The organism is Amycolatopsis thailandensis, from assembly GCF_042723255.1.
GTDB classification, from domain to species: Bacteria; Actinomycetota; Actinomycetes; order Mycobacteriales; family Pseudonocardiaceae; genus Amycolatopsis; species Amycolatopsis thailandensis.
This window is the reverse complement of the sequence record NZ_JBHXJK010000018.1, coordinates 1-9,382: the sequence shown is the minus strand read 5'-3', so window position 1 is coordinate 9,382 and position 9,382 is coordinate 1. Positions and strand designations below refer to the sequence as shown.

At 68.1% G+C, this 9,382-nt stretch carries 11 protein-coding genes; 2 read left to right on the top strand and 9 right to left on the bottom strand.

Features of this window, described 5'->3' with window-relative positions; genetic code table 11:
- Positions 1-97 precede the first annotated feature (97 nt).
- Together ACFWMR_RS09805 and ACFWMR_RS09800 are read right to left on the bottom strand one after the other, a co-directional pair.
- Positions 98-871, bottom strand: coding sequence for an enoyl-CoA hydratase-related protein (locus ACFWMR_RS09805; protein ID WP_093937595.1), 774 nt, complete (start codon positions 869-871; stop codon positions 98-100).
- Positions 844-1,830, bottom strand: coding sequence for a GlxA family transcriptional regulator (locus ACFWMR_RS09800; RefSeq protein ID WP_093937594.1), 987 nt, complete (start codon positions 1,828-1,830; stop codon positions 844-846). Before ACFWMR_RS09800 ends, ACFWMR_RS09805 begins: the two co-directional genes overlap by 28 nt.
- A 72-nt stretch (positions 1,831-1,902) precedes the next feature.
- Here ACFWMR_RS09800 and ACFWMR_RS09795 point away from each other — a divergent pair, with 72 nt between their 5' ends.
- On the top strand, positions 1,903-2,463 hold the full coding sequence (locus ACFWMR_RS09795) for a cysteine hydrolase family protein (protein WP_378274604.1): 561 nt from the start codon (positions 1,903-1,905) through the stop codon (positions 2,461-2,463).
- A 162-nt stretch (positions 2,464-2,625) separates the two neighbouring features.
- On the opposite strand, the gene ehuA is transcribed toward ACFWMR_RS09795, so the two are convergent.
- The 7 genes from ehuA to ACFWMR_RS09760 form a co-directional block, all read right to left on the bottom strand.
- Entirely contained in the window at positions 2,626-3,390 is a 765-nt protein-coding gene (gene ehuA, locus ACFWMR_RS09790) for an ectoine/hydroxyectoine ABC transporter ATP-binding protein EhuA (protein ID WP_378378144.1), read from the bottom strand.
- A gap of 7 nt (positions 3,391-3,397) precedes the next feature.
- Positions 3,398-4,054 carry an ectoine/hydroxyectoine ABC transporter permease subunit EhuD gene (gene ehuD / locus ACFWMR_RS09785; RefSeq protein WP_378278706.1) on the bottom strand — a complete coding sequence of 219 codons (657 nt, stop codon included), beginning with the start codon at positions 4,052-4,054 and terminating at the stop codon, positions 3,398-3,400.
- Positions 4,054-4,749: an ectoine/hydroxyectoine ABC transporter permease subunit EhuC gene (gene ehuC, locus ACFWMR_RS09780; RefSeq protein WP_378378106.1), complete on the bottom strand. Its 696-nt coding sequence runs from the start codon at positions 4,747-4,749 to the stop codon at positions 4,054-4,056. Before ehuC ends, ehuD begins: the two co-directional genes overlap by 1 nt.
- Positions 4,750-4,762: 13 nt before the next feature.
- Entirely contained in the window at positions 4,763-5,656 is an 894-nt protein-coding gene (gene ehuB / locus ACFWMR_RS09775) for an ectoine/hydroxyectoine ABC transporter substrate-binding protein EhuB (RefSeq protein ID WP_093938084.1), read from the bottom strand.
- Between the two features lie 117 nt (positions 5,657-5,773).
- Positions 5,774-7,795, bottom strand: a complete 2,022-nt coding sequence (locus ACFWMR_RS09770) for a protein meaA (RefSeq protein WP_378378105.1) — start codon at positions 7,793-7,795, stop codon at positions 5,774-5,776.
- A gap of 81 nt (positions 7,796-7,876) precedes the next feature.
- A complete protein-coding gene (locus ACFWMR_RS09765) occupies positions 7,877-8,455 on the bottom strand; it encodes a hypothetical protein (RefSeq protein ID WP_378378104.1) in 579 nt (192 codons plus the stop codon).
- A gap of 11 nt (positions 8,456-8,466) precedes the next feature.
- Positions 8,467-8,598 carry a hypothetical protein gene (locus tag ACFWMR_RS09760; protein WP_378378103.1) on the bottom strand — a complete coding sequence of 44 codons (132 nt, stop codon included), beginning with the start codon at positions 8,596-8,598 and terminating at the stop codon, positions 8,467-8,469.
- A 103-nt stretch (positions 8,599-8,701) separates the two neighbouring features.
- Between ACFWMR_RS09760 and ACFWMR_RS09755 the strand changes: the two genes are divergently transcribed.
- Positions 8,702-9,334, top strand: coding sequence for a LysE family translocator (locus tag ACFWMR_RS09755; RefSeq protein WP_378278711.1), 633 nt, complete (start codon positions 8,702-8,704; stop codon positions 9,332-9,334).
- Positions 9,335-9,382: the final 48 nt, after the last annotated feature.

The window sequence follows — 9,382 nt, the reverse complement described above, 5'->3', positions numbered from 1 at the left end:
GTCCCCCGGGCTCCCGCCCCACGCCCTGCTCCTTATTCCCGACTCTTTATTTAAATATTTTACTACCCCCCCCCCTATGGGCGCCCGCGCCAAGGGGTCAGTCGGGCCAAACGGGAGAGCGCTTCTCCAGGAAAGCGGCCATCCCCTCACGGGCCCCGGGCAGCTGCGACGCCGAAGCCATCACCTCCAGCGCCAGCGCGTAGGCGTCGGCTTCGGGCCGGTCCAGCTGCGCGTAGAGGGTCTGCTTCCCCATCGCCTTGCTCGCCCGGCTCCCGCGGGTCGCGCGCCCCAGCAGCGACGCGACGGCCTCGTCCAGCGAATCGTCCGGGACCACGCGGTTCACCAGGCCCCAGTCCAGCGCGGTCGCGGCGTCGACGACGTCGCCGGTGAGCGCCAGTTCCATCAGCCGTTTCCGCCCGATCGAGCGGGCCACCGGCACCGCGGGCGTGTGGCAGAACCAGCCGCCCTTGCCACCGGGCAAGGCGAATCCGGCGGACTCCGCGGCGACGGCGAGATCGCACGAGGCCACCAGCTGGCAGCCCGCCGCGGTCGCGAGCCCGTGCACCCGCGCGACGACGACCTGCGGCACCGACTGCATCGTGCCCATCAGGTCCGTGCACAGCCGCAGCAGCTCGCGGACGGCCATCAGGTCGCGCGCGGCGACGTCGCCGAAGTCGTGTCCCGCCGAGAACACCGGTCCGGCGCCCGCGAGGACGATCCCGGTGGCGTCGGTCTCCCCCGCCTCGCGGAACGCCGCGAGCAGCTCGGCGAGGTGGTCCGCCGACAGCGAGTTCCGCCGCGCGGCGCGGTTCATGGTGATGGTGACGGTGTCGCCGTCCCGCTTCACGAGGATGTGCTCGTACTCGGCCATGCTTCGACGGTAACCGACCGGAACGTCCGGCGATACGAATCCGGCCCGACGCCGACGTCCGCGCGGAGCCGTCGACGCAGGTTGGCGGCGGTGCCGAGCCCGGAGCGCTGCGCGACCCGCTCGACCGGGAGCTCGGTCGTCTCCAGCAGCCGTCGCGCGAGCCGCACCCGCTGCGCGCGCAGCCAGCGCCCGGGCGTCACCCCGGTGGCCGCCGCGAACTCGCGGTGGAAGGTCCGCTCGCTCAGCCCCGCGTGACCGACCAGGTCGTCGACGCCGATGTCGTCGGCGATCCGCTCCAGCGCCCAGTCCATTGTGGACGAAACACTCGGCCGTGACGGCTTGGGCGGCAACGGATTGTCGACATACTGCCGCTGGCCGCCCTCCCGCGCGGGCGGCATCACGAGCCGGCGGGCGAGCGCGGCCGCGACCTCGGCGCCGTGATCGCGCCGCACCAGGTGCAGGCAGAGGTCCAGCCCGCCGACCACACCGGCGGACGTCAGCACGTCACCCTCGTCGGTGAACAGGACGTCCCGCTGGACGACGGCGTCGCGAGCGGCGGTTTCGAGGTCGTCCAGCAGCCGCCAGTGCGTGGTGACGGACCGGCCGTCGAGGAGCCCGGCCGCGGCGAGGGTGAAGGCCCCGGAGCACAGCGACGCCACGGTGATCCCGGCCCGGTGCGCCTTGCGCAACGCGGCGACGGCGGCCGCGGGCACCTCGGCGTGCGGATCGACCCGGCCGGGCACGAGGACGAGATCGCAGCCGTCCAGTCCGGTCAGCCCGTGGGTCGCCTCGACCTGGCCGAACGGGTGGATGGCGACCCGGCCGCGGCCGGGAGCGCAGAGCCGGACCTCGAACGGGCCGATGCCGCTGTCGGTCCGGTCCACACCCCAGACCTCCCCGATCACGCCCAGGTCGAAGGACCGGCTGCCCGGCAGGAGGAGCACACCCACGGTTCGCATGGCAGGAAAGTACCGCATCGCGCGTCTTCTGCCACTCCCTCGCGGGTCGCCGGAAGAACGAAACTCGAACCCATGACCACAGAAACCAAGGCCCTGCTCGTGATCGACGCCCAGCGCGGCTTCGACAAGCCCGTCTGGGGCCCGCGCAACAACCCCGGCGCGGAGGCCAACATCAAGGCGCTCGCCGACGCCTGGCAAGAGCGCGGGCTGCCGATCGTGCTGGTGCACCACGACTCCGTGAAGCCCGGCTCGTCGCTGCGCCCCGGTCAGGAGGGCAACCACTTCAAGCCCGAACTCGACGGCGTGCGCGCGGATCTGGTGTTCGGCAAGAAGGTCAACTCGGCCTTCCACGGCGACGTCGATCTCGATGGCTGGCTGAAGACCCGCGGCATCACCTCGTTCGTGCTCGCCGGCATCCAGACGAACTTCTGCTGCGAGACCACCGCGCGTGTCGGCGGGAACCTCGGCTACGACGTGACCTTCGCGCTCGACGCCACGTTCACCTTCGACCTCGCCGGGCCGGACGGGAGTGTGCTCACCGCCGACGAGCTGTCGAAGGCGACCGCGACGAACCTGCACGGCGGCGGGTTCGCCACGGTCACCTCGACGAAGGAGATCTTGAAGGCCTCGTGAGTGGTTTTGTCGGGTCTAAACGGGAGAACCACTCAACAGGCCCCGCCTCTCCGGGCCGGTCGATTTCGGCCGTCAGGAACCGAGCGCTTCCGGTGATTTGCCGGCCCCGGTGGGGGTTTCGGCGTTTTCCACCCGTCCTAACCACTCACGAGGCCCGGCATCTCAGGCCCGGTCTATGACGGCCTTCAGGAACCGCCGCGTCCGGTCGTGTTCAGGATCGTTGAACAGCTTCTCCGGCGCGGCGTCCTCCAGCACCCGCCCCTCGTCGAACATCATCACCCGGTCCGAGACATCCCGCGCGAACTGCATTTCGTGCGTGACACAGAGAATCGTGATGTCGGTGGACGTCGCGATCTCACGCAGCACGCGCAGGACGTCGGCGACCAACTCCGGGTCGAGCGCCGAAGTCACCTCGTCCAGCAGCAGCACGTCCGGCCGCATCGCGAGCGCGCGGGCGATCGCGACGCGCTGCTGCTGGCCGCCGGAAAGCTTCGTGGGGTGCGCGTCCTTCTTGTCCGCGAGCCCCACCATTTCCAGCAGTTCGACGGCCCGCGCCTCGGCCTCGTCCCGGGGGACGCCGAGCGCGTGGACCGGCGCCTCGGTGATGTTGCGCAGCACGTTCATGTTGGGGAACAGGTTGAACTGCTGGAACACCATGCCGATCCGCTTGCGAACTTCCCGCAGGTACTTCTCGTCCGCGGGCACCAATTTCTCGCCGCGCTTCATGTGACTCAAATGGTCGCCGCAGACCTCGATGGTGCCGCCGTCGACCTTCTCCAAGGTCATCAGCAGCCGCAGGATCGTCGTCTTCCCGGACCCGCTCGGGCCGATCAGCGAGACGAATTCCCCTGGCGCGACGGTGAAATCGAGGTCCCGCAGCACCACGTGGTCGCCATAGGACTTGACCACCTGCGAGAACCGGATCATCGGGGAATCAACTGTGGGCGGCACGTCGCTCCAACCTTCTCACCAGAATCGAAGCCGGCAGGCTCACCAGCAGGAACAGCACCCCGGCCAGGGTGTACGGCTCGGTGACGCGGAACGTGTCGGCACCGACCTCCTTCGCCCTCGCCAGCACGTCGACGACGCCGATCGCCAGCAGCAGCGGGGTTTCCTTGAACATCGAGATCGTGTAGTTGCCGAGCGCGGGGAGCACCCTCGGCACCGCTTGCGGCAGCACCACCGCGGTCCACACCCGCGACCTCGGCAGGTTCAACGCGGTAGCGGCCTCCCACTGTCCTTTCGGGACCGCTTCGATCCCGGCCCGGTAGACCTCGGCCGCGTAGGTCGCGTAATGCACGCCGAGCGCGATGACGCCGGTGGCGAACGGGGACAAGGTCATCCCGCCCACCGGCTGGATCACGTAGTAGAGGACGAACACCTGGATCAGCAACGGCGTGCTGCGGACGAACTCGATGAACAGCAGGACCGCCTGGGACAGCACGGGAATCCCCGCCCGGCGGATCAGCGCGAACACCAGTCCGAACGCGTACGCGACCACCGAGGCCAGCAAGGTGATCTCGACGGTGACGAGAAGCCCCTCCAGCAGCAAGGGAACCGAATTCGCGGCGGCTTCCCAGCTCCAGTCCATCAGACACCTCCCGCGGTGGCGGTCATCTTCGCCGGCGCCCGGCCGAGACGTCGTGCCGCGAACCGTTCCAGCAGCCGCATCCCGCTGGTGATCAGCAAGGCGAGCAGGAGATAGAGCACGAGTTCGGTGCCGTAGATCCAGCCGAGTTCGGCGCCGAACACCGGCCGCAGCAGTTCACCCTGGCGCGCCATCTCCGGTACGGCGATGAACGACAACAGGGCGGTGCTCTTCAGCAGCTGGATGAAGAGATTGTTGAACGGTGGCAGCATTTCCGCGAACGCCTGCGGCAGGATCACCCGCCGCATCCGCTGCGCGGGTGTCAGGTTGAGGGCGACGGCGCCTTCGAACTGCGCCCGTGGCACGGAGTTCACCGCGCCGCGGACGATCTCGGCACCGTAGGCCCCGTGGTTGAGCCCCAGCACCAGGATCCCGGCGAACATCGGTACGAGCTGGAACCCGACCAGCACCGGAAGGACGAAGTAGAGCCAGAACAACTGGACGACTTCCGAGGTTCCCCGGAAGATCTCGACGTAGACGCGGGAGATCCCGCGCACCACCCGGGACGGCGATCTCAGCGCGAGCCCGGCCGACAGGGAGAGCGCCACGGTGAGCGCGATCCCGCCGAGCGCGGCGGTGACGGTCGCTGTCAGTCCACTGAGGACGGTCGTGATGATGTGCGACACCGACGACGACATGAGGCCGGCCCCGTCACACCGCGCAGAGTTTCTCGGTGGTCACGTCGGCCTTCGGCAGGTTGTCCGCCGAGAACCCGAACGGCGTCACGATCTTGGTCCATTCGCCGCTGTCGTGCAGTTTCTTGAGTTCGGCGTTGAAAGCCTCGCGCAACGGGTTGTCGTCCTTGCGGAAGACGAACGCGCCGGCGGAGACGACCGGCTTGCCGTCCTTCATCGGATCGAAACCCGGGGTCACCTCCGCCGCGGCGCCAGGGCTCTTCGCCAGGACGTCCTTGAGAGAGATGTCGGTGAGCGCGGCGCAGTAGACCCGGCCGTCGGTGACCGCGCGGAGCATGTTGTCCTGCGAATCGAGGGTGACGATCTGGTCCTCGGCGACCCCGGAATCGGTGGCGTACCCCTTTTCCACCGCCGCCGAGAGCACGGCGACCTTGACCTTCTTGGCCGCGATGTCCTCAAACTTCCGCACCTGCTGCGGATTTCCCTTGGGTACCAGCAAAGCCGTCAGCGCCGAGTAGTCGGGGATCGAGAAGGCGGCCGCGTCGCACCGCTCCTTCTTGATGTTCATCCCGGCCGCGACGATGTCGTACTTCCTGGCGTTGAGCGCGGGAATCAGCTGGTCGAAGGAGACCGCCTCGGCTTCCACGTTGTCGATGCCCATGGCTTTGAAGACGGCACGGGCGACTTCCGGCGCTTCGCCGGTGACCTTGCCGCTCTGGTCCGTGAATCCGTAAGGTGCTTCGTTCGCGATACCGATCTTGATCTTCTTCGCGTCCTTGGCCGCTTGGAGTGCGTCCCCGGAGGACGTCGATGTGCACGCGGACAACAGAACCGGACCGCCGATCGTCACCGCCCCCAGAACCGCGGACCGCCGGAAGAATTCCCGCCTCGACCACTCGCCGTGCGCCATAGCGGCACCTCTTTTCGATTAATCGGTTTAATCGAAACGTAGGTGGGTACCTTTGCGCGGGCAGTGTGAGCGGGTGACGAACCACCCGCCGTTACGGTACCGAGATTTACAGTGACTTTATGTGCTCAGACCGTGGCGCTCCCGTACCAATCCGACAATTCCGTCCATGATGTCGGTGAGTTCGTAGTCCTTCGGCGTGAACACCTTCGCGATTCCCCGCTCCAGCAAGAGCTTCTCGTCATCGGGCGGGATGATGCCGCCGACGATGACCGGGATGTCACCCGCGCCCGCGTGCCGCAGCCCGTCCACGACCTGCGGCACGACTTCGAGATGCGAACCCGAGAGCACCGAAAGCCCGACGACGTGCACGCCCTCCTGGACCGCGGCCGCGACGATCTGCTCCGGGGTGAGCCGGATGCCCTGGTACACCACCTCGAAACCGACGTCGCGCGCCCGCACCGCCACCTGTTCGGCGCCGTTGGAATGCCCGTCGAGACCGGGTTTGCCGACCAGGATCCGCAGCCGTTCGCCGATCTCGGTGCTCGTCGCCTTGACTCGGTCGCGGACGCGGCGGATCTCTTCGTTGCCCTCGCCCGCGGCCGCCGAAGCGGAAACCCCGGTGGGAGCACGGTATTCGCCGAACACGTCGCGCAGCGCACCCGACCATTCACCGGTGGTGACCCCGGCGCGGGCGCAGTCGATCGTGGCCTCGAACAGGTTCTCTTGCGTCTTCGCGACGGTCTTCAGCTTCTCCAGCGCGGACTCGGCGGCCGCGTTGTCGCGGTGCGACCGCCATTCTTCGATCGCGGTGACGGCCTGCTTCTCGACGGCGGGGTCGATCGTTTCGATCGCCTTGGCGCCTTCGGCCTGGAGCGGGGAAGGCTCGGTGGTCTCGAACTTGTTGACCCCGACCAGGACGCGCTCGCCGTTTTCCATACCGCGCCGGAGTTCCGCGAGCGAGGCGACGAGCTGCGACTTCATGTAGCCGCTTTCGACGGCCGTGACCGCGCCGCCGAGATCCTGCACCCGCGCGATCTCCTCACGCGCGCCTGCCATGATCTCGTCGACTTTGGCCTGGATGACGTGCGAGCCGTCGAAGATGTCCTCGTACTCCAGCAGGTCGGTCTCGAAAGCCAGCACCTGCTGCATCCGCAGCGCCCACTGCTGATCCCACGGCCGGGGCAGGCCGAGCGCCTCGTTCCAGGCGGGCAGCTGGATCGCGCGCGCCCTGGCGCCACGGGAAAGCGAGACCGCGAGCATCTCCAGCACGATGCGCTGGACGTTGTTCTCCGGCTGTGCCTCGGTCAGGCCCAGCGAGTTGACCTGGACGCCGTAACGCAGCCGCCGCGCCTTGGGATCCGTTACGCCGTAACGATCCCGGGTGATCTCGTCCCAGAGCGCAGTGAAGGCGCGCATCTTGGACATCTCTTCGACGAACCGCACCCCGGCGTTGACGAAGAACGAGATCCGCGCGACCACCTTGGCCATGTCGTCGGGCTCGACCTGTCCGGAATCCCGGACCGCGTCGAGGACGGCGATGGCGGTGCACAACGCGTACGCGACCTCCTGCGTCGGCGTCGCGCCCGCCTCTTGGAGGTGGTAACTGCAGATGTTGATCGGGTTCCACTTGGGCACGTGGTGCACGGTCCACGCGATCATGTCGGTGATCAGGCGGAGACTCGGGCCCGGCGGGAAGATGTACGTGCCCCGGGAAAGGTATTCCTTGATGATGTCGTTCTGCGTGGTGCCGGTGAGCTTGGCAAGCACCTCGTCCACGTCGCGGCCCTCGGCCTCGGCCTGCTCGCGCGCCACGGAGACGTAGAGCGCCAGCAGCCACATGGCGGGCGCGTTGATCGTCATCGACGTGTTGGCCTCGGCGAGCGGGATACCGTCGAAGAGCCGCCGCATGTCGCCGATGTGCGAGACCGGGACGCCGACCTTGCCGACCTCACCCTTGGACAGCTGGTGGTCCGGGTCGTAACCGGTCTGCGTCGGCAGGTCGAAGGCGACGGAGAGGCCTGTCTGCCCCTTGGCGAGGTTGCGCCGGTACAGCTCGTTGGACGCGGCTGCGGACGAGTGACCCGCGTAGGTCCGCATCACCCAGGGGCGGTCCCGTTCACGGTCCGTGGGATAGGGCACGGTACACCTCCGGCGCTGGACGACCGCCTGAGTGTACCGGCCGGTAACATCGTCCGCGTAGTTGAATCAGACACAGTCGGGTCATTCTCCGACGGCCTGGACCTCCGGGGGCTGCTGGCGCTGTCGTGCCTCGTCGACGGCTTTCGCGAGCTTTTCCCGCACCTTCGCGACCTCACTGACACCCACGAGGATGACCGGCGGCTTGCGGTCCTTCCCGGAGCCCGCGCCGAAGTTCGCCGACGCCCACGCCAGCACGCCGAGCCTGCCGAACGTGATCGTCCCGGTCTTGCCGGGGCCGGGGGTGACGACGGGATCCGCGAGCCCGGCCAGCTCGGTGGCGTCTTCCTTGCGACGGATCAGCGAACTGGTCGCGATGACCCGGCCGTCCGTCACCGCGTAGGTGGTCGAGGCGAGCCTGAGGTAGCGGATCAGCGGCCTGCCGACGAGATGGAACACGCCCGCGGCGGTGAGCACGGCCCACGCGACCCTGTGGAACGCCGTGTCGTGGTTGGCGGAGAAGAAAAGCGTGACCCCGCCGAGCAGGAGGAGGCCCACGGGGACGTTGAAGTAGTCGCCGGGATTGAAGAGGGGCCTGCGCACCGGGTGCCCGGCCCAGATGACCCGTTCGCCTGGAAGGAGGTCGATCCGCCCCTCATGCATGGCACCGCACATTACCCGCCGTTCCCGGGTGGGGGCAGCGTCCGATCGTCGGTCACGATGCCGGGCCCGCCGGTGCGCGGATGGCGCTTTCGCGTGTTCAGCGGGACGAGCGTGACGTCTACCCCGTCACGCGTGTCGTCCATCGGATCACGTGTGTCGTCCGTCGGATCACGCGAAACCACCAGCTCGTCCGGGGACTGTGACCGAAATCCGCGAGACTCGCCCGCACCCCGGCGGCTAGCGTGGGTGACCGTGACGTGGAGTTCGTACAGCAGCTATCTGGTCATCGTCGTCCTGATCGTCCTCGCGCCGGGACCGGACACGATGGTGATGCTCAAGAACTCGCTGTCCGGCGGCACTCGGGGCGGATTCCTGACCACGGCCGGGATCTTCGTGGCCAACTCGGTCCAGGGCACCGCCGCCGCGCTCGGCCTCGGCGTCGTCATCGCGCAGTCGCAGCCGGTGTTCGTGACGCTCAAGTGGGTCGGCGCCGCCTACCTGGTCTTCCTCGGTTTCCAGGCGCTGCGCGGCGCGTGGCGGGGCGACTACTCCGGCGTCGCGGCGGTGAAGCAGCAGCGGACGAGCGGGTTCCGCCGCTTCCGTGAAGGCTTCCTCTCCAACATCACCAATCCGAAGGTCCTCGTGCTGTACCTGTCGGTGCTGCCGCAGTTCCTCGACCCGGTGACGACGTCGGCGTGGCACGCGCTGCTGCTCGCGTACACCGTGGCGGTGCTGGGCGCGATCTGGCTGCTGACGCTGCTGTTCTTCGTGCACCGCGTACGGACCTGGCTGGAACGCCGCCAGGTGCGGCGGGCGCTCGACGGCGTCACCGGAACCGCGCTGGTCGGCTTCGGCGCCGCCCTCGTTCTCGAAAGCTAGGCACGGTCCTCACTCACCCGAAGTACATGAAGGCCCCCTTCCTTGCGC

Bases quoted from the DNA above. Each gene is read 5' to 3' on its own strand.
- ehuC (WP_378378106.1), bottom strand. From the start codon at position 4,749: ATGTCGTCGTCGGTGTCGCACATCATCACGACCGTCCTCAGTGGACTG.
- ACFWMR_RS09795 (WP_378274604.1), top strand. From the start codon at position 1,903: ATGACCACAGAAACCAAGGCCCTGCTCGTGATCGACGCCCAGCGCGGC.
- ACFWMR_RS09805 (WP_093937595.1), bottom strand. From the start codon at position 871: ATGGCCGAGTACGAGCACATCCTCGTGAAGCGGGACGGCGACACCGTC.
- ACFWMR_RS09765 (WP_378378104.1), bottom strand. From the start codon at position 8,455: ATGCATGAGGGGCGGATCGACCTCCTTCCAGGCGAACGGGTCATCTGG.
- ehuA (WP_378378144.1), bottom strand. From the start codon at position 3,390: ATGATCCGGTTCTCGCAGGTGGTCAAGTCCTATGGCGACCACGTGGTG.
- ehuB (WP_093938084.1), bottom strand. From the start codon at position 5,656: ATGGCGCACGGCGAGTGGTCGAGGCGGGAATTCTTCCGGCGGTCCGCG.
- ACFWMR_RS09800 (WP_093937594.1), bottom strand. From the start codon at position 1,830: ATGCGAACCGTGGGTGTGCTCCTCCTGCCGGGCAGCCGGTCCTTCGAC.
- ACFWMR_RS09760 (WP_378378103.1), bottom strand. From the start codon at position 8,598: ATGGACGACACGCGTGACGGGGTAGACGTCACGCTCGTCCCGCTGAAC.
- ehuD (WP_378278706.1), bottom strand. From the start codon at position 4,054: ATGGACTGGAGCTGGGAAGCCGCCGCGAATTCGGTTCCCTTGCTGCTG.